The organism is Shewanella sp. ANA-3, from assembly GCF_000203935.1.
In the GTDB taxonomy this organism is placed as follows: domain Bacteria; phylum Pseudomonadota; class Gammaproteobacteria; order Enterobacterales; family Shewanellaceae; genus Shewanella.
On record NC_008577.1, the window covers coordinates 1,255,466 to 1,275,371 of the forward strand.

The window sequence follows — 19,906 nt, forward strand, 5'->3', positions numbered from 1 at the left end:
TACGTGGTAAGATTGAGGCCAAATTATGGTTATTCTGGGATTTATCGGTTTAGCACTGGGCATCATCTTGATAGCCGTGCTTTATATATTACTCGCTAGATACCAAGCGCTGCGGTTACAGCAGCGATTTTTGGCGCAATTATGCCCGCAGCTCGATCAGCAAAAGATTGAACGCCGTCCTTTGAATGTACCTGTGGTGCCGCAGGAGTTTGCACCGCTTTACCATTCCTTAAACGAGATGCTCGCAGCGCTGCCTGCGGGCATGGGTAAGGATAAACTCACAGGGTTGAATAACCGTGTCGGGCTTAAGCGTTCACTGACCGCATTGATGCCCATCACCCAAGGCACTTTAGTGCTTATCGATATTTATCGCTTTCGCTATGTAAATGATCTCTTTGGTTTTGTGTTTGGCGATATTCTGCTTAAACAGTTTGCCGAGCGCTTAACCAGTCTAAGCCTTAAACCTAAGTTGATTGCGCGCCTAAACGGCGATGAGTTTTTCCTCTATTACGAGCAAAGTCTGTCCGAGGAGCAACTGCTGCATTTACGCGGTCGACTACAGGTGCCCTTTAAAATTAAAGATACCCCCGTCAGTGTGCGGATGCAGATTGGGTGTCTGCAACTTGCTAAGCATCATGCCGATGTCAGCCATATGCTCAGAAGGCTGGATCTTGCCCTTAAAAAGGCCCGCGCGACCCGTAGCGCCATCGCCTGTTACAGTGAGAATGATGATATCCGCCAATTGAGGGAGCTTAAGATTATCGACAGCCTTCCCAGTGGTTTGCAGCGAAATCATCTGTATATGGTGTATCAGCCTAAGCAGGATATTCACACGGGCGCCTGCACCCAAGTCGAAGCCTTGATCCGTTGGGAGCATGAGGAGCTCGGGTTTATTTCCCCCGGAGAATTTATTCCGCTGGCAGAGTGCGCCGGGATGATCGATTTAGTGAGCAATTGGGCGCTGGAGCAAGTGTTACAGCAGCAGGTAAAGTGGCGTGCGGCGGGCGTGTCTGTGTGTGTGGCGCTTAATCTCTCGACTCGAGATCTCGACAGTGAAACTTTGCCCCATGATATCGCGACTCGCCTCGAGCATTATAAATTACCGCCAGAATGCTTGATGATTGAGATCACCGAGAGCACTCTGATGGCCGATTTAAACAAGGCCGTGGATACTTTAGAACAGATCCGTCGTCTTGGGGTGAAATTGGCAATCGATGACTTTGGTACGGGTCATTCATCGCTGGCGTATTTAAAGCATTTACCCGCCAATGAAGTCAAAATTGATAAAGCCTTTCTTCGGGATCTAGAGCCTAATCAGCCTTCAGAATATATCCTTGAGGCCAGCATTAATATTGCGAAAAAGCTCGGCTATGAGGTGACGGTCGAAGGGGTTGAGACCCTTAATATCCACGATATGTTAGTGAAGATGGGCGTCGACCGTATTCAAGGGATTTTTTATGCCAAGCCGATGCGGGCCGCAGAGCTTGAAATGAACTGGAACCAGCTAAGACCCAGACCCGAAATGCTCTGCGTTAATGGTTCACATCCTTAGACTAAGCTTTACATCCCTAGGCTTAATTGGGCGATTAAGTCGGCGGGCATGGGCGCAAGTTGGCGCGCCTGATTCATACACACCATTTCAATGGTGGCGGTGACCGCGGGTTTTTTACCATTTGGGCGCCAAATTTCCTGATGCCAGACGGTGCGATATTTACTCTCAAAGTAGAACTTAGTGCGGATATCGATGATATCGGCAAACTCCACCCCTTCGTGGCACAACATGTCGCTGCGATACACCGCAAAACCCAATTGCTGCTGTTGCCAGAGGTCGCGTAAGCGCTCGGCGCCAATCACATGCTCACGGGCGCGCTCGAAGTATTTCAAAAAGTTCGGGTGATACACCACGCCAGAAAAATCGGTATCTTCATAGTAAATTTGCACAGGGAAAGAATAACTTGGGCTAAATTGCGGCATGGCGTTTTCGATATGAAGTATGTTGAGTGAGCGCAGTCTAGCGGTTTATCGGGCTAAACAAAACCCAAGGTGCAGGTAAATTCGGTGGTTAGGATTGAGAATATCTAGACGACACAAAGTAAAAAGCCATATTCGCCGAAACGAATATGGCTTTTTTGTAGGGTAATCGGTGGCTAAAGCCTAGCGCTTAGCGAATGATCATCTGGTCGCGTTCAGGTCCTACAGACACCATGCTCACACGCACACCCATTAAGGCTTCGATGCGCTCAACATAATGTTGTGCTGCCTTTGGTAGGCTTTCGAAGGTGCGACAGCCAGTGATGTCTTCGCTCCAGCTTTCCATTTGTTCATACACTGGGCTTAATGCCGCAGTTTGAGGCCAAATGGGGTTTTCAGTGTGCTCGCCTTCGTAGGCAACACAAATCTTAAGATCTTTCATGCCAGTCAGGCAGTCAATCTTGGTCAGGGCGATTTCAGTCGCAGCTTGCAGTTCAACACCGTTACGAGTTGCTACCGCATCGAAGTAACCCATATCACGTGGACGACCCGTAGTTGCACCAAACTCGTTGGCGTTTTTACGGAAATCATCCTGCTCTTCCATCGCAGTCACTAAGGTGCCAGTACCGACAGATGAGCTGAAGGCTTTCGCTACAGCAATCACACGCTCTGGGCGCAGAGCCGGTAAACCACTACCCAGACCAGCGAAAGCCGCCGTCACGTTAGAAGAGGTAGTGTAAGGATACTCACCGTAAATCAAGTCACGACCCGCGCCTAATTGCGCTTCAAATAACAAGTTAGCATCTTGTTTTTGTAAGGCTTTTAATGGCTCTGTCACGTTGCAAATAAATGGACGCCATGGGGCGGTCACATCCAACAACCATTGGGTCATTTCGGCGGCCGTTTGGCTAAAGTCACAGCTTGGGTACAATGCTTTTAACTGGGGCAGTTTCCAGTCGAGCATAAATTGAATGCGTTCTTGCAGCACTTCGGGTTGGTTTAACCAGCCAACCAGAATACCTTTCTTCATTACGCGGTCGCCATAGGCTGGGGCAATCCCTTGACGGGTTGAACCATAGGCCAGATCGCCTAAACGTTGTTCTTCTAAGGTATCTTCCAGTGCATGGATAGGTAAGCACAGGGTCGCACGGTCAGAAATGCACAGTTTAACTTCAATGCCAGCCGCTTCGACTTCGGCGATTTCAACACTGAGTTTTTCTGGGCTGATCACCATGCCAGGGCCAAGTACTGCAACGCAGTTTGGATTGAAAATACCGCTAGGTAATTGGTGTAATTTAAAGGTGCCAAAGTCGTTAACGACCGTATGGCCTGCGTTGTTACCGCCTTGGAAGCGGACACTCGCTGCAGCATCTGCGGCTAAATAATCTACGATTCGGCCTTTGCCTTCATCACCCCAATTTGCACCAACAACTACGATAGACGGCATAACATCATCTCCACAGGAATTAAGCGATTATGCTAGACCTGCTTAATGAATAAGAGAAATTAATTATAGTTATCGTCGTGATAAGGAAATCATATATCATAGGGTGAGCTGAATGGATGGAGATGAATGCGATGCTCGAACTTCATTGGTTAAAGACCTTCGTGACCTTAGCCGAGTGTAAGCACTTCGGAAAGGCGGCAGCGGCGCTGCATATGACGCAGCCCAATGTCAGCTTGCATATCAAACAACTGGAGCAGAATACTCGAGTTAAGTTGATTGAGCGCAATCCGTTTAGGCTAACTCAGGCTGGGTTTCGTTTACTCGAGAGCAGCCAGAAGACCTTGATGGAACTGCAAGTGTGTCAGGCGGATCTCAATGCCATCAACGATCTCAGTCAAGGTACCTTGACCATAGCGGCCAGCGATATCATTTCGCGTTTGCTGCTTATTCAGCCATTTCAGTTATTTAAAGCGGAATTCCCCGGGATTGATTTTTCCCTGCTTAATACCACGTCTTCCCAAGCCTCAGAATTAGTGACTAATGCCGAAGCGGATTTAGGCTTTGTGATCGCGCAAAAGGAGAGTCAGCCGCTGCATTTTACCGAGTTACAGCAAATCAAATGGTGTGCCCTTGGGGATAATTTGCACCTGTGGCAGCAAAGCCAAGCCAGCCATGATACGCCCCATGCGGAGCGGCCGACTTTGATTCTGCTCGGCCATGATACCCGTACCCGTGAGTTGCTCGATCCCGCATTACCGACCTTAAATTTACCCCGTTATCGGATCATGGAAGTCGGCAGTGTGGATGCGCAAATCGATTGGGCCGAAGCGGGCTTTGGGGTGGCGATTGTGCCTGAGTTTTCGATTTACACTAAGACGCACTTAAAGAGTAAAGTCACGCCATTGCCACAGTTTCCGAGCACCAGTTTGGGCTACATAGTGCGGCAGAATCAGATCCTATCGAAAGCGATTAAGCAGCTGCTACATTGGGTGAATCAAGAGATTATCCGTACCCAAGGCAGCTAATGGCGGTTTGAAGGGTTACTTAGTGCTAAGCAGTTGTTGATACTGTCCATTGGCTTTTAACTGGGTTAAGCCCAGATCTAGCTCTTTAGCGAGTTGTGCGGCTTTGGGGTTTTCCTTCGAAAAGGCCAGATAAATCTCGCTGCTGTGGTTGTTAAAGGCGGGGATCACATCGTCACTGACGCCCATTTTTTGCAGGTTTTCCTGTGCGACTAAGTCGAACATAACTGCCGCATCGACTCGGCCAATCATCAACAGATTAATCAGTTGCTGTTGGTTAGCGACCGTGATGACATTCAGTTGGCGCTGTTTCACCAGTTCGGGAAACTCATCGCCATACTCATAACTTTTTATGACCCCGACTATGCTGCCTTTGGGAATTTCCCATTTATTGGCGGCGATGAGCGGGCGTTGTTTGCGTTGATAAAAAGAGGCTTTCGCCACAAATAGCGGCGTGTTACCAAACACAAACCGTTGCTCGGTACTCGCCTCGCGGGTCACGTTAAAGACTCCATCGACGGCGCCTTTTTCGGCCATCATAAGGGCGCGGCTATAGGGCACGACTAGGCTGTTGACTTCCACTTGAGATTGTTTGAATGCTGCCGCGATAAGGCGATGGGAGATCCCTTGGCCAAACTGATTGGCAAACGGTGGCCAGCTGTCTTCGGCGGCTAAGGTGATGCTATGGCCTACGGCTTGTGGGCTACTTTGGCTTTCTTGGGCAAAGGAGGAGTGGCTTGTGGCAGAGAATAAAAATAAGCAAGCCGCAATCAACAACGTCAGCGGGTTATTTATTACTCGCTGAAATTCATTCCTTGTTGGGCTGCAAACACGCATCTTATTTCCGTATCATCCTATTCCTAATCGGAAATTTATATCATAAGTGCCTATAACGAACCTAATGATTTTGCGATTTGTGATGTGGCCGAGATTGTTTATGACAAAACGAGTTAGGCCATAAAACTGTGATCTTAAGTTGTGACTTTTGGTTTTTTAATTATTAGGATTATCTGATTGAAAAAAAACTAATGGAGTAAGTCATGGCGGATAAAGTCGTTGAAGTCACCACACATATGGGAAGCGGTTGGAAGGTTACGGCGCAGGTACGTGAGCATTTGCTGATTATCGATCAACCCAGCGCGACCAATGAAGGCGCTAATCCCTTAGAGACCTTTTTATTTTCGCTCGGAGGCTGCATCTCGGCGATTGCTAAGATGGTTGCGCGTGAGCGCAATATCACCATTCACCAGTTCGATGTGCATGTCAGAGCCGTGATGAATTCGGCGGGATTACTAGGCCAGCCTTCGGATGATCCTGTGGGGTTTAAAGAAATTGCCATCAATGCCAGCATTGATGCTGACTTAACCGATGCACAAAAGAGCGAGTTTTTAGATACCGTGTGTAACCGTTGTCCTGTCCACGACAATCTGCTGCGTCCAAGCTTAGTCACTCACCAAGTTCAGCACTAATCTCAAGATTAATTTCGATAGCGGCTTAAAAGCATAAACCCCAGAGTTTGCTGGGGTTTATGTCAATGATTATCAGCTAGTCGCACTATCACGCATTATTTTTCGGAAAGTTGGCTAACACTAGCTCGGCGACTTTGCGTAATTCTCCGGGGCATATGCCATTGGTGGCTTGCACTGCCATGCCTTGCAGCACTGTGCCAATGTATCGAGACAGCAGCAGCGGATCGGCATCTGCGGGTAAATCGCCTTCATCCTTTGCCCGTTGCAGACGTTGGCATAGTGCCTGTTCTCCGTCACGGCGGCGGGTAATTAATGTATCTTTGATCGCTTGTCCGGCTTCGCTACAGGCGAGGGCGCCTTGAACAATTAAGCAGCCTTGGGGGTGACTCTCATCCACTAAAGATGATGCAGCGCCATAGAGCATGGCCTCAACCACTTGATAGGCGGTTTCTTTTTCAAGCGAAGGATAGAAAAATGCACAGGGTCGCTGCTCGTATAACTCGATCGCTTTCAGAAACAGCTGCTCTTTATTACCAAAGGCGGCATATAGGCTGGGTTTGTTGATGCCCATGGCCTGAGTCAGATCGGTTAACGATGTACCTTCAAAACCTTTTTGCCAGAAGACTTCCAAGGCTTTGGCCAATGCATCGTCGGCGTCGAAGGCTCGTGGGCGACCTACGCAGGGCGTCTGGGTGACGGTTGACATCATTAGGCTCCTCAATTCTCAATTGCCCCTAGGATAGACATGGGTTTAGTTCATGTCCAGCCACTCTTGCCAGCTGTCTGCGGGTTAGGTGAGTAACTCATCAAAATATATCGTCCATTCAAGCCCACATAGCACGTTCGCTGTGGCTAATTACCTCAAAGGCTTAACTACATAGTTTCAAGCTGTCACAAAAAATTAAATACTCATCGGTACAAAATAAGTTGACAGGGTCATTTTACACTATATATTACCGCCCAGTACATAATATTTTTTACCAGTCGGTATTTATTGGTTTTGACCGAGTGTTCATTACTGATGTCTGTCTTAAACGAGATAAATGCCTGCCACATGAGGATTGTAAGATGAAAAGTAACCAACCTTTACGGATATTGATGTTGACTGCCGTGGCGGCTTTTGTCCTTTCGGCCTGTGGTGAACCCGAAGCCCAGCAGGGGCAAGCACCGGGTGCACCTAAGGTCGATGTTGCGCAGGTATTGCATGAGCGCGTTACCGAGTGGGATGAATTTACCGGCCGTTTGCAGGCGCCAGAGAGTGTGACCTTAGTGCCACGCGTATCTGGCTATATCGCGTCGGTAAACTTTAAAGAAGGCGCCTTAGTGAAAAAAGGCGATGTGCTATTCCATATCGATGCGAGTGTGTTCGAAGCGGAAGTGGCCCGGTTAAGAGCAGATCTTGCTAGCGCGCTCTCTGCTGAGCAACTGGCCACTAACGACTTAGAACGTGCCCGTAAACTCTTTGCCCAAAAGGCGGTATCTGCAGAATTACTCGATACCCGTGAGTCTAACAAACGTCAAACCACGGCGGCCGTAGCCTCTGTAAAAGCTGCGCTGCTGCGCGCTGAGTTGGACTTGGATTACACCCAAGTGCGCGCGCCGATTGATGGCCGAGCCTCCTACGCCAATGTCACTGCGGGTAACTATGTGTCTGCGGGGCAGAGTGTGTTAACCAGCTTAGTATCGACCGCCAGCATGTATGCCTACTTCGATGTGGATGAGCAAACCTATCTGAAATACGTCAAGTTAACCGCCGAGAAAAAGCGTAAAGACCCTCGTGCCGGCGACAATCCCGTGTATATGGCGCTGGCTAACGAGCGCGAATATCAACACATAGGCCTAGTGGACTTTGTCGATAACTCGATGGATAGACAGACGGGCACTATTCGAGTACGCGCCACGTTTAGCAATGAAGACAACAGCTTGCTCCCAGGTCTGTTCGCCAGATTACGTACCGCCGGTAGCGGCGCCTATGACGGCATCTTAATTGACGATAAAGCCGTGGGCACGGATCTGAACAACAAGTTCGTGTTAGTGGTGGCAAACGATGGCACTGTTGAGTATCGCGGCGTCACCCTAGGTGAAAAAGTTCAAGGTTTACGCATTGTTAAGCAAGGTTTAGCGGCAGACGACAAAATCGTCGTCAATGGCATGCAAAGGGTTCGTCCTAAGATGCAAATTGAGCCACACCTGGTTGATATGGCCGACAGCGAACAGCTAGAGGCGCTTCGTCAAGCTCAATTACTGCTTGATAAACATCAAGAAAATATCACCACTCCAGACGTTGAAGTAGCGAGCCGCGGTTAAGGAATCCAACAGAATGTTGTCGCAGTTTTTTATTAAAAGACCGATATTTGCAGCCGTTCTCTCGCTGCTGTTTTTTATCACAGGGGCGATTGCCGTCTGGCAATTACCCATTACCGAATACCCTGAAGTGGTGCCTCCGACGGTCGTGGTAACCGCCAACTACCCTGGCGCTAACCCTAAAGTCATCGCTGAAACGGTTGCCTCGCCTTTAGAGCAGGAAATCAACGGTGTCGAAGACATGCTGTATATGTCATCGCAGGCAACGTCCGATGGACGCATGACCTTGACCATCACCTTTGCCATTGGCACCGATGTGGACAGGGCGCAAACCCAAGTACAGAGCCGGGTTGACCGTGCTATGCCACGTTTGCCGCAGGAGGTTCAACGCCTGGGGATTGTGACCGAAAAATCTTCGCCAGACTTAACCATGGTGGTGCATTTACTGTCGCCGGATAACCGTTATGACATGCTGTATTTGTCTAACTACGCGGCGCTCAACGTAAAAGATGAGTTAGCGCGTATCAAAGGCGTGGGCGCGGTGCGTTTATTCGGTGCGGGCGAATATAGTCTGCGGATCTGGCTTGACCCGAATAAAGTCTCGGCGCTTGGCATGTCGCCAGCTGAAATTATTGCCGCGGTACGTGAGCAAAATCAGCAAGCGGCAGCGGGCAGTTTAGGGGCGCAGCCTAGCGGTAATGCCGACTTCCAACTCTTGATTAACGTTAAGGGGCGTCTGACTGAACTGTCAGAATTCGAAGACATCATCATCAAGGTCGGTCAAAACGGTGAGGTGATCCGTCTTAAGGATGTGGCCCGTGTCGAACTCGGTGCAACCAGCTATGCGCTGCGTTCATTGCTGGATAACAAGGACGCGGTAGCGATCCCAGTGTTCCAAGCATCAGGCTCGAATGCGATTCAAATCTCCGACGATGTGCGCGCCGAAATGGCAAGACTGGCGAAGTCTTTCCCCGAAGGGCTGCAATACGAGATTGTGTACGACCCGACTGTGTTTGTGCGTGGCTCTATCCATGCGGTAGTGAAAACCCTGCTCGAAGCCGTGCTCTTAGTGGTACTCGTGGTGGTGCTGTTTCTGCAGACTTGGCGCGCCTCGATTATTCCGCTTGTGGCCGTGCCTGTGTCTTTGGTGGGTACCTTCGCCTTTATGCACTTGATGGGTTTCTCGCTGAATGCGCTGTCGCTGTTTGGTCTGGTGCTGGCCATCGGGATTGTGGTCGACGATGCCATCGTGGTGGTAGAAAACGTGGAGCGAAATATCGCTTCGGGTTTAAGCCCTATTGCCGCAACACAAAAAGCCATGAAGGAAGTGACTGGGCCGATTGTGGCAACCACCTTAGTGTTGGCCGCGGTGTTTATTCCGACCGCCTTTATGAGCGGATTAACGGGGCAGTTTTATAAGCAGTTTGCACTGACTATTACGATTTCGACCTTTATTTCGGCCATTAACTCGCTCACCTTGAGCCCAGCGTTATCGGCGTTGTTACTCAAGGGGCATGATGCGCCTAAGGATGCGCTCACTCGGTTAATGGATAAGCTGTTTGGTGGCTGGTTATTTACACCCTTTAACCGCTTATTCAACCGTGCCTCAGAAGGTTATGGCTATTTAGTACGTAAGGTGATCCGTTTTGGCGGCATCATCGGACTAGTGTATCTGGGCATGGTTGCGCTTACGGGCGTGCAATTTGTAAATACCCCAACGGGCTATGTGCCAGGACAGGATAAACAGTATTTAGTGGCATTTGCCCAATTACCGGATGCGGCCTCACTCGAGCGTACCGATGCGGTGATCAAGAAAATGTCCGACATCGCCTTAAATCACCCCGGTGTGGCGCACTCTATTGCCTTCCCCGGTCTGAGTATTAACGGTTTTACCAATAGTCCTAACTCGGGCGTGGTGTTTGTTGCCCTAGATGATTTTGAGTTACGTAAGAGTCCTGAACTGTCGGCGAATGCGATTGCTGGCCAATTAAATCAGCAATTTGCTGGTATTCAGGATGCGTTTATTGCCATCTTCCCGCCGCCACCTGTGCAAGGCCTCGGCACTATTGGAGGGTTCCGTCTGCAAATTCAAGACAGAGCCAACCTTGGTTATGAGGCCTTGTATCAGGTGACCCAACAAGTGATGTACAAGGCGTGGGCCGATCCACAATTAGCGGGGATTTTCTCTAGCTATCAAGTGAACGTGCCACAACTTGAACTGGATATCGATCGGACTAAAGCGAAACAGCAGGCAGTGTCGCTCGATCAAATTTTCCAGACATTACAAACCTATATGGGCTCGACCTATGTCAACGACTTCAATCGTTTCGGTCGAACCTATCAGGTGAATATGCAGGCCGACGAAGCATTCCGTCAAAGCCCGCAGCAAATTAGCCAGCTAAAAGTGCCGAATGTGAATGGCGATATGATCCCACTCGGCTCCTTTATTAACGTGAGTCAGAGCGCGGGGCCCGATCGTGTGATGCACTATAACGGTTTCACCACGGCTGAGATTAACGGTGGCCCGGCACCCGGTGTGAGTTCGGGGCAAGCGCAGGCTGCGATTGAGAAAATCCTCGCCGAGACTTTGCCGATAGGCATGACCTACGAGTGGACTGAGCTGACCTATCAGCAGATCCTCGCCGGTAACACAGGCTTGTTAGTGTTCCCTCTGGTGATCCTGCTGGTGTTTATGGTGCTGGCGGCGCAGTACGAGAGTTTGAGTTTACCATTGGCGATTATCTTAATTATCCCAATGACCTTACTCTCAGCGCTCAGTGGCGTGCTTATCTATGGCGGTGATAATAATATTTTCACCCAGATTGGTCTTATCGTCCTCGTAGGCTTAGCGACCAAGAACGCGATTCTGATTGTCGAATTTGCCAAGGAAAAACAAGACCATGGTATGGAAGTCATGGAGTCGATTCTCGAGGCGGCGCGCTTACGTTTACGCCCGATCTTGATGACCTCTATTGCCTTTATCATGGGAGTGGTACCCATGGTGTTTTCAACGGGCGCGGGCGCCGAGATGCGTCAGGCCATGGGGGTTGCGGTATTTGCCGGCATGATAGGGGTGACACTGTTTGGATTAATCCTGACGCCACTATTTTACTACGCCCTCGCTAAACGCGGTCGCCGTAAAGCGGAAGCGCTAACGGCACAGTAATTAAGCCAGTTCAATCTGTTATCTCCTTAAAAGACCTGCAAATGCAGGTCTTTTTTTATTTTTGCGGGTAAATATCGACGAAGTAACTATAGTTAGATCAGTGCATTAAATTAGGAAAATGCGATGAATGCTTTTCAGCCCCAGGAAATCAGCATCAAAATTGATGTGCGGCATGCGCTGTTAGCCGTGGCGACGGCATTGGATTTTGTCGGCGTGGATGATTTACACCACGGTCATCGAGTGGCCTATATGGCCTACGAATGCGCCAATGTGCTGGGCTGGTCAGATGAAAAGAAGCAGTTTGCCTATTTTGCGGGGCTTATCCATGACTGCGGCGTGTCTTCCTCCGAGGAACATCTACGCCTACTCAAATTAATGCAGCCAGAAGATGCCACCTCCCACAGTCGTCGTGGGTATGAGGCATTAATGAAGTGTCCTATCTTAGATGCCTTTGCCCTCACTGTGCTTTATCACCATACACCTTGGCTAGAGTTGCAAACCGCGGCAATCTCTGAGTTTGACCGTGACCTTGCTGCATTGGTGTTTCTGGCCGATCGGACCGATTTTCTGCGGGCGCGCTATACCCATGGTTGTCACCAAGAGCTAATCACCCTCCACGAGGGGTTAGTTGCGGATAATTTGCTAGCCCACAGTGGCGTGCTCTTCGAGCCGAATATGGTGGCGGCCATGTGCCAATTAGTCAGCAAAGACGGCTTTTGGTACAACATGGAGGCTGCCCATATCGAGCAAATGGCCCTCGAGTTTGAAGCGAATCAACTATACGACAAACAGCTGGATCTCGAAGGCGTTAAGCAGATATCAAGATTTCTGGCGCGGATTGTCGATGCCAAGAGTCCCTTTACTTTTCATCATTCGGACAAGGTTGCACTGCTGGCAAAACTGGTCGCTAAGGATTGTGGCATATCGGATACCGATGCCGAGTTATTGTATGTGGCAGGGCTGTTACACGATGTTGGTAAGCTCAAAACCCCCGATTTATTACTCCATAAGGAAGGCAAGCTGACTAGGGAGGAATACTCGATTATGAAGCGTCACACCGTCGATACCGACCACACCTTAAAGAGCTTTTTTCCAAAGTCTGTGATTGGTGAGTGGGCCTCAAACCACCATGAGCGTCTCGATGGGTCGGGTTACCCCTTTAGAAAAGGACCAGAACAATTAGATTTACCTTCGCGTATCCTTGCACTCGTCGATGTATTTCAAGCCTTAACCCAAAAGCGGCCTTATCGAGGTTCAATGTCCTTAAGTGAGGTGCTGGAGATTATGTTGCCTATGGTTCAACAAGGTAAGTTGGACTCGAACGTTTATGATGTGTTGCTAGCCGATGCCGATAATTTTTACCAACTCTCGACACAAGAGTATGAGGCTTAGTGGCTCACTAGCGTAAAAGGTTAGAGCAGCAAATCGGGAGTGATTGGTGTAAACCTTGTGGCAGCATCCATCAAGGATTTGGCCGTGAGGGAGGGCACGCCATACACCTCGGCCTCGATTGCGTATTTTTGCCTTATCTTATCGAGCAAGAGGGCAAAGTCCCCATCGCCAGACAGCAGTATTACAGTATCCACCTCGGGCGCCATTTCCAGTACATCTATGGTGATGCCCACATCCCAATCCCCCTTCGCCGAACCATCACTGCGCTGAATAAAGGGCTTGAGCTTTAGCTCAAAACCAATATGTCTGAGCGCATCTTGAAACTTTAACTGGCCATCGTCGCCGCGATGAATGGCATAGGCAATGGCGCTGACAATCTCACCCTGCGCGCTTAACTGTTGCCAGAGTTTGCGATAGTTAAACTGGCGCTGATAGGCCTCACGGCAGGTGTAGTAGATGTTTTGCACGTCGACAAATAGGGCGATTTTTTTCAAGGGATAAGTTATGGCTATCAGCTGGAAGACTGTTCGCACTATAGCACAGCAAGGCGGCTAATGGCGCGAGCAGGCAAAACGGCAATGGGTCTAATCGGGAGTTGCCGTGTGTCGTTGTGTTTAATGGATTTTTAGTTAGGTTAACAGATTGATTATCTAAAGTATTGCGCCGGAGTGGTGCCGGTATATTGTTTAAAAAAGCTGATAAAGGCGCTGTCGCTGGAAAACTGTAAGTTAAATCCTACCTGCGCCACCGAGGCGCCCGCAGCTAATTGCTCAATAGCTGATAGTAAGCGCCATTGCTGCCGCCACGCCTGATAAGCCATGCCCGTTTCGTTGCTAAAGATACGGCTGATGGTGCGTTCGCTAGCGCCAATTTCAATGGCCATTTCCTGCAAGCTGGCGGGGATTTTTTGCTGTTGCTGCAATTGCTTAAGCCAGCTCTGTAGCCGTTTGTCCTTGGGCAGGGGTAAGCTTAAATTCTCTGCATCCGCATTGACTAATTCTTCAATCAGCAGGGCAAAGGCATTGTGCTGGCTGTGTCTGGGTTTGTCCCAAGGCCAAAAGGACATAGTGTCGATTAACGCTTTGAGTAACGGATCCACATGGAAAATCGTGACGTTATCCGGCAAAGACGCCACGGTTTCAGGCTCAAAGTAGAGTGAACGATACGCCACAACATTGCGCATTGTGACTTGGTGGATCACGCCTGCGGGCAGCCAAGCCGCACGGGTTGGCGGCAACACGACTTGAGTATCGGCTAAGTTAAACCGCATACATCCCGCCGATGAGTAGAGCAACTGAGCCTTGCTATGCTGATGTACGCCTGAGTCATGCTCGCCCATTTCGGCGGCAATGCCGATCACTAGGTTGTCTAAGGCATCGGGATTAAATTGCTGCTCGGGTTGAATAAAGGCCATGCTGTCTTATTTTTGATGTTTTTTGTCTAAGTGTCGTTAATTGTCACTTAGGGATCCTATCTATACTGCGCCCTCTTTGACAAGTATGGAGCGCCGTTTTGGTTTATCGGTTAACCCTGAAAGCTAAAACGTAGATAAAAATCATGAAAATAAAACCACCACTCTGGCTGTGCGTACTCTTGATGATGTTTCCGCAAATTATGGAAACCATCTATAGCCCTGCGTTGCCTAATATTGCAGAAAATTTTGCGGTGTCTGTTACCAGCGCCTCGCAGACTTTATCTGTGTACTTTATCGCTTTTGCTGTAGGCGTATTTTGCTGGGGTCGTTTAGCCGACATCATTGGTCGCCGCAATGCCATGCTTGCGGGCTTACTCTGTTATGCCATTGGTTCCGCATGCGCGTTGATGATTAGCGACTTTACCCTGTTGTTGTTCGCTCGGGTATTATCGGCCTTTGGTGCAGCAGTGGGTTCTGTCATCACTCAAACCATGATGCGTGACAGTTACAACGGGGAGGAACTCGCGAAAGTCTTTTCGGTGATGGGCATGTCTCTTGGGATTAGTCCCATTATCGGATTGCTATTGGGGAGCATCCTCAGTGCTTATTGGGGATATCAAGGGGTATTTGTCGCCCTGATGGTTTCTGCCATTGTGTTGTTGTTTTTGTCGGTAAAATCTTTGCCCGAAACCAAGCCTGAACACACTCAAAAAATCGCGATAGTTGAATTAGCTATCAAGATGCTTACCGACATTGGGATAATTAAAAATACTCTGCTGGTGGCCTCATTTAACTTGATGTGGTTTAGCTACTTTTCGCTGGCACCATTTATGTTTGAGGCGCGAGGATTGTCGACGCTTGCCTTCGGTGCCAGTGGGTTGTTATTGGGCTTTGGCGCATTCCTTGGCAGTTATTTTAATAAACTATTGCTGGGTAGAGGCTATTCCTGTGCGCTATTAGTGCGGTTAGCAAGCCTTATGGCACTATTCGGAGGACTCGGTATTTGGCTGTTCCAATCGACTAATATTGGCTTGAATAATGTTTATTTCTTACTACCCATGCTGTTGATTGTGATTGCTTATGGGATCGCGATTCCTAATATCCTGAGCTCGGCGCTGGCAAACTACCGCGCTTATGCAGGTTCCGCGGGTGCACTGTTTGGACTGTTTTATTACATTCTGTTGGGGCTAGGTTTAGGCGGTGCGGGCATGGTAAGCCATCTTGGGGGCGTTATTACCTTAGCTGCACTGCTATGTGTTGGGCTTGGATATGCGGGTTTGGCAGGCAGGACAGTGCTAAGAGGGAAGTCGTCTCGAGCGTAAATAAAAAGCCAAGGGTGATTCCCTTGGCTTTATGGTTTTAACAAACCTTATGCCGTTTCGCTTTACTGTCTCGTGCTAGGCTTTAGCAGTGTGTTCCTGTTGTTTGGCCGCCTCTTGCGCTGCTAATTCTTGAGCTGCTAATTCTTGAGCCTTAATGGCCGCTTCGAGTTTTGCCTCAACATAACCCGGTGAATGGGTTGCGGCCGAGATTAAGCGGTACATGGCTGGGATCACAAATAGGGTCACAAAGGTGGCGAAGGCCATGCCGAAGAACACCACAGTACCCACGGCAATCCGACTCTCAGAGCCCGCTCCCGATGAGAAGATCAGCGGCACTGCACCTACCAAGGTGGTGAAGGCTGTCATCAGAATGGGGCGTAAGCGACGAGTCGAGGCGTCGATAATGGCTTTATCTAGGGCTAAACCACGGTCACGCAATTGGTTGGCAAACTCGACGATTAAGATGCCGTTTTTAGTCACCATACCAATCAACATGATCATCCCAATCTGGCTATAGATGTTAATGCCTTGACTGGTGACCAACAGGCCGAGGAAACCACCAAATACCCCCATAGGCACGGTAAACATCACCACTAAGGGGTTGATAAAGCTTTCAAATTGCGCCGCCAGTACCAGATAAGCCACTAGGAGCGCTAAACCGAACACGATTAAGATGCTGCTCTGGTTTTCTTTAAAGTCCTTAGATTCGCCGGTATAACCGATGGAAATATCCTTAGGTAATAACTCAATGGCCTTATTATCCAAAAACTTTAAGGCTTCGCCCAAGGTGTAGCCTTTACTGATGTTGGCCTTAAGGGTGATCGATTTTTGCTTATTGGTATGGCTAAGTTTTTGTGCCGATGCGACTTCTTCGATATGGGTTAGGGTATCGAGCGTCACTAATTCACCCTTGGCCGAGCGCATATAGATTTGGCTCAAATCGCCGACGTTGTTAAAGCTGTTTTCATCGCCGCGCAGATACACATCGTACTCTTCGCCTCGGTCGACATAGGTGGTTTCTTTACGACCGCCGAGCATCACTTCTAAGGTTTGTGAGACTTCATCTACGCTGATCCCAAGCTCTGCCGCCCGTTCTTTATCGACGGTAACGATAAGCTCTGGCGTGGTTTCGGCATAGTCTAAATCCGCGCCTTCCATCATAGGGCTGGCGTTGGCTTCTTCTTTTAATACCTGTGCCCATTTAAACAGCTCAGCATAATCTGAGCCGCCGAGCACGAATTGTACTGGCTCACTCGATTGACCCCTAAAGCCTGGCATCATAGGGCGAACCATCACGTCGGGAATGTCTTTTAAGGCGTTGCTGATAATGCCAAGGGCTTGCTGCGCCGTGACATGGCGATGCTCCCAATCCTCTAACTGCATGATCACAAAGCCAGTTTGATCGCCAGCGCGGCCACCGAAGGCGGGGGCTTGCACGCTAAAAGAACGTAACACGCCTTGGCCGAGCAGGGGCATCAGTCGGTCTTCAACTATGTCCATGTTTGCCGTCATACGGTTATAGCTGGTGCCTTCGGCACCTTTTACGAAGGCGAACAGTACGCCGCGGTCTTCCTGCGGGGCCAACTGTGAGGGCACTTGCTGCATTAACCAGGCGCTGCCGCCAACGCAGGCGAGGATCACCAGTGGCGCCAACCATTTAAAACGGATCGCCTGAGTCACGCCAACACGGTAAACCTTTTCCATGCGGGCAAAACCACTGTCGACGAAACGGTTGAAACGGTTCGGTTTAACATTGGCTTTAAGCAGTTTGCTACTCAATACTGGCGTCAGCGTCAGGGCGATAAGTGAAGAAAACAGCACGGATACTGCCAGCATTACGGAGAACTCGGTAAAGAGTAAACCGACCATGCCCTCCATAAAGGAAATCGGCAGGAACACCATGACTAACACGGCGGTGGTGGCCACAACCGCAAAGCCTACTTCCCGCGTGCCTTTGTAAGCGGCGAGTAGTGGCTCTTCGCCGCGCTCAATATGGTGGAAGATGTTCTCTACCACGACGATGGCATCGTCGACGACAAGACCGATGGCGAGAATTAATGCCATCAGCGTCAAGAGGTTAATCGAGTAGCCAAACATATTGGCGGCAATAAAGGCCGAGATCAGCGACACGGGTACTGTCACCGCTGGGATAAGGGTCGCTCTGGCTTGGCCGATAAAGATATACAGCACTAATACTACGAGGGCGCCAGTGACATAGAGGGTGTTGTATACCTCGTTAATTGAGCGGTCGATAAAGACGGTCGAGTCAAAGTCCACCACTAGGCTTGTGCCTTCGGGGAGAAAGTCTTGAATTCTATCGACTTCTTTATGGACTTCCTGCGCCACAATCAAAGGGTTCGCATCGGACTGAGTGATGACGCCTAAGCTTAAGTTAACGATACCATCGCTCTTAAAGGTGGAGTTTTCGTTCTGGGCGCCAACGGCCACATCCGCCACATCCTTAAGATAAATAGGCGTGCCATCGCTGGCGGTGCGTACCACTAAATAGTCAAAATCCTTCGGGGTGTAATAGAGTCTCTTGGTGCGCACCGACATCACAGTGGTATCGTTACGTACTTGACCGCCCGGGGTTTCGACGTTTTCTTTACGCAGTGCGTTAATAATGTCGGTGACTGTGACATTGCGTCCCGCCATTTGCTCGGGTCTGAGCTTGACGTACATCACCTTGTACAGACCGCCCGAGATGCTGATGGAACTCACGCCGCTGATGAGGCTAAATCTGTCTTCTAATACGCGCTGGGCGTAATCGGTCAGCTGAGTTCTGTCCATCACGCTGGAGCTTAAGTTGACATAGACGGACGGCTCGCCTGAGCCATTGTCCTTAGAGACCACAGGATCGTTGGCATCTTCGGGCAGACGGCGCTGGGCGCGGGCCACGGCGTCACGCACATCACTCACGCCTTCGGTTAAGTTCCAACCGAGGAGGAATTTCACTGTGATCCGCGAGCTGCCGTTACGGGTGGTTGAGGTGATTTCATCTATGCCGCTGATCCCCGTGAGTTCATCTTCAAGGGTCTTAGTGATCTGGCTCTCCATAATCGCGGCCGAGGCACCTGAGTAGCTGGTACTGACGGTCACTACTGGGCTTTCGACATCGGGCATTTCCCGTACCGACAGTTTAGTGAAGGATACTAAACCAAAGACGCACAGCAATAAGCTTAATACGATCGCGACGACGGGGCGCTTAACGGATACATCGGACAGCCACATTATTTCGTCTCCGCGGTGTTGACGTCAGACTTGGCCGCTGGACGGTTAGCATCGTTTTTGGCTTCGAGCACCACTTCATTGATCTTTAAGCCATCGCGCATGTTCACTAGCCCTTGCACCACCACTTTGTCGCCAATCTTGAGGCCCGAATCAATAAGCACTTGGTCACCCACGCGGGCACCTAAAATTACTTCGGTGCGATGGGCGATATGGTCCTCACCCACCACATACACATAGCGCTTAGTGCCTGAATATTCTAAGGCTTGCACTGGCACAATCGGGGCGGAAATCGGCGGGAAGGTGAGGGTCGATGACATCATCATGCCCGGCTTTAAACGGTTTTTCGCGTTTTCAAATTGTACGCGGATCTTCAAGTTTAAGGTTTCTTCATTGACGCGGGGATCGATGGCGACTACTTTGCCGATAAAGGTTTCTCCCGGCCAGGCGCGGCTGGTCGCCGAGACGGGCATGCCAATGCTGAGCTGTGACAGAAAATGTTCGGGCACTTGTAGGTCGAGTCGCATGCTGGATAAATCATCCAAGGTCATCAGCTCTGTGCCAATGCTGACCATTTTTCCTTCACTGAAGTTAATCAGGCCGGTTTTGCCAGCAAAGGGAGCGATTAGCGAATGGTAATGTAAATCTGCCTGCGCCGAGGCGAGTCGGGCTCTGGCGATATCGACGCTGGCCTTTTGCGCATCGATTTCGGTTTGGGTGATGGCGTTGCGGCTGATGAGTTTTTCAAATTCCCTGAGTTTACGGGTTTCATCATTTAAAAAGGCATTGGCCTCGGCTACTGCGGCCTGGGCTTTCATATCATCGAGTTCGATAAGCAGTTGGCCTTTTTTGACCGCCTGATTCGATGTCACGGCGATTTGCTTAATTTTGCCTGTGACTTGCGGCGCGATAACCACGGCGCGATCGGCGGCGAGTTTACCTATGAGTGAAATCGATTGTGCCAGTGGATGTTCAACCACTTCTCCTGTGACCACAGGTACAGTGCGCATTAAATGGGGCGCGCTTTCGGGTTTGGCCGCCTGCAGTACATCACTAAAACTCACAGCGGTGGCAACCGCAGCAATTAAGGCAATGGCTATTATGGTTTTTTTCATTGGAATAATTATCTCGCACAAAGACGGTTAAGAGGCGATCGCACTAATGGCGCTAT

At 49.7% G+C, this 19,906-nt stretch carries 15 protein-coding genes; 7 read left to right on the plus strand and 8 right to left on the minus strand.

Features of this window, described 5'->3' with window-relative positions:
- Positions 1-25: 25 nt before the first annotated feature.
- Positions 26-1,552, plus strand: a complete 1,527-nt coding sequence (locus SHEWANA3_RS05620) for a GGDEF domain-containing phosphodiesterase (RefSeq protein ID WP_011716178.1) — start codon at positions 26-28, stop codon at positions 1,550-1,552.
- An 8-nt stretch (positions 1,553-1,560) separates the two neighbouring features.
- Here the strand turns inward: SHEWANA3_RS05620 and SHEWANA3_RS05625 are convergent, their stop codons facing one another.
- Both SHEWANA3_RS05625 and SHEWANA3_RS05630 read right to left on the minus strand, forming a co-directional pair.
- Positions 1,561-1,974 (minus strand): thioesterase family protein, encoded by a 414-nt coding sequence (locus SHEWANA3_RS05625; RefSeq protein ID WP_011625531.1) that lies wholly within the window; start codon positions 1,972-1,974, stop codon positions 1,561-1,563.
- 187 nt (positions 1,975-2,161) lie between these two features.
- On the minus strand, positions 2,162-3,418 hold the full coding sequence (locus tag SHEWANA3_RS05630; protein ID WP_011716179.1) for an adenylosuccinate synthase: 1,257 nt from the start codon (positions 3,416-3,418) through the stop codon (positions 2,162-2,164).
- A 131-nt stretch (positions 3,419-3,549) separates the two neighbouring features.
- Between SHEWANA3_RS05630 and SHEWANA3_RS05635 the strand changes: the two genes are divergently transcribed.
- Positions 3,550-4,443, plus strand: coding sequence for a LysR family transcriptional regulator (locus SHEWANA3_RS05635; protein WP_041412954.1), 894 nt, complete (start codon positions 3,550-3,552; stop codon positions 4,441-4,443).
- A gap of 15 nt (positions 4,444-4,458) precedes the next feature.
- Here SHEWANA3_RS05635 and SHEWANA3_RS05640 read toward each other — a convergent pair whose 3' ends face one another.
- Positions 4,459-5,277, minus strand: coding sequence for a transporter substrate-binding domain-containing protein (locus SHEWANA3_RS05640; RefSeq protein ID WP_011716181.1), 819 nt, complete (start codon positions 5,275-5,277; stop codon positions 4,459-4,461).
- 203 nt (positions 5,278-5,480) lie between these two features.
- On the opposite strand from SHEWANA3_RS05640, the gene SHEWANA3_RS05645 reads away from it, so the two are divergent.
- On the plus strand, positions 5,481-5,909 hold the full coding sequence (locus tag SHEWANA3_RS05645; RefSeq protein ID WP_011621862.1) for an OsmC family protein: 429 nt from the start codon (positions 5,481-5,483) through the stop codon (positions 5,907-5,909).
- Positions 5,910-5,997: 88 nt separating this feature from the next.
- Here the strand turns inward: SHEWANA3_RS05645 and SHEWANA3_RS05650 are convergent, their stop codons facing one another.
- Positions 5,998-6,618: a TetR/AcrR family transcriptional regulator gene (locus SHEWANA3_RS05650; protein ID WP_011716182.1), complete on the minus strand. Its 621-nt coding sequence runs from the start codon at positions 6,616-6,618 to the stop codon at positions 5,998-6,000.
- Between the two features lie 359 nt (positions 6,619-6,977).
- On the opposite strand from SHEWANA3_RS05650, the gene SHEWANA3_RS05655 reads away from it, so the two are divergent.
- The 3 genes from SHEWANA3_RS05655 (at position 6,978) to SHEWANA3_RS05665 (ending at position 12,771) form a co-directional block, all read left to right on the plus strand.
- Positions 6,978-8,216 (plus strand): efflux RND transporter periplasmic adaptor subunit, encoded by a 1,239-nt coding sequence (locus SHEWANA3_RS05655; RefSeq protein ID WP_011716183.1) that lies wholly within the window; start codon positions 6,978-6,980, stop codon positions 8,214-8,216.
- A gap of 13 nt (positions 8,217-8,229) precedes the next feature.
- The gene (locus tag SHEWANA3_RS05660) at positions 8,230-11,379 is read left to right on the plus strand and encodes a multidrug efflux RND transporter permease subunit (RefSeq protein ID WP_011716184.1); all 3,150 of its coding nucleotides are present in this window, start codon (positions 8,230-8,232) and stop codon (positions 11,377-11,379) included.
- A gap of 123 nt (positions 11,380-11,502) precedes the next feature.
- The gene (locus tag SHEWANA3_RS05665) at positions 11,503-12,771 is read left to right on the plus strand and encodes an HD domain-containing phosphohydrolase (RefSeq protein WP_011716185.1); all 1,269 of its coding nucleotides are present in this window, start codon (positions 11,503-11,505) and stop codon (positions 12,769-12,771) included.
- A 20-nt stretch (positions 12,772-12,791) separates the two neighbouring features.
- On the opposite strand, the gene SHEWANA3_RS05670 is transcribed toward SHEWANA3_RS05665, so the two are convergent.
- Entirely contained in the window at positions 12,792-13,265 is a 474-nt protein-coding gene (locus SHEWANA3_RS05670) for an NYN domain-containing protein (protein WP_041412568.1), read from the minus strand.
- Positions 13,266-13,417: 152 nt separating this feature from the next.
- Positions 13,418-14,185: a helix-turn-helix transcriptional regulator gene (locus SHEWANA3_RS05675; protein ID WP_011716187.1), complete on the minus strand. Its 768-nt coding sequence runs from the start codon at positions 14,183-14,185 to the stop codon at positions 13,418-13,420.
- A 143-nt stretch (positions 14,186-14,328) separates the two neighbouring features.
- On the opposite strand from SHEWANA3_RS05675, the gene SHEWANA3_RS05680 reads away from it, so the two are divergent.
- Entirely contained in the window at positions 14,329-15,507 is a 1,179-nt protein-coding gene (locus tag SHEWANA3_RS05680; protein WP_011716188.1) for a multidrug effflux MFS transporter, read from the plus strand.
- Between the two features lie 75 nt (positions 15,508-15,582).
- Here SHEWANA3_RS05680 and SHEWANA3_RS05685 read toward each other — a convergent pair whose 3' ends face one another.
- Positions 15,583-18,738: a multidrug efflux RND transporter permease subunit gene (locus SHEWANA3_RS05685; RefSeq protein WP_011716189.1), complete on the minus strand. Its 3,156-nt coding sequence runs from the start codon at positions 18,736-18,738 to the stop codon at positions 15,583-15,585.
- Positions 18,738-19,850, minus strand: coding sequence for an efflux RND transporter periplasmic adaptor subunit (locus SHEWANA3_RS05690; protein WP_011716190.1), 1,113 nt, complete (start codon positions 19,848-19,850; stop codon positions 18,738-18,740). Before SHEWANA3_RS05690 ends, SHEWANA3_RS05685 begins: the two co-directional genes overlap by 1 nt.
- Between the last annotated feature and the right edge of the window lie 56 nt (positions 19,851-19,906).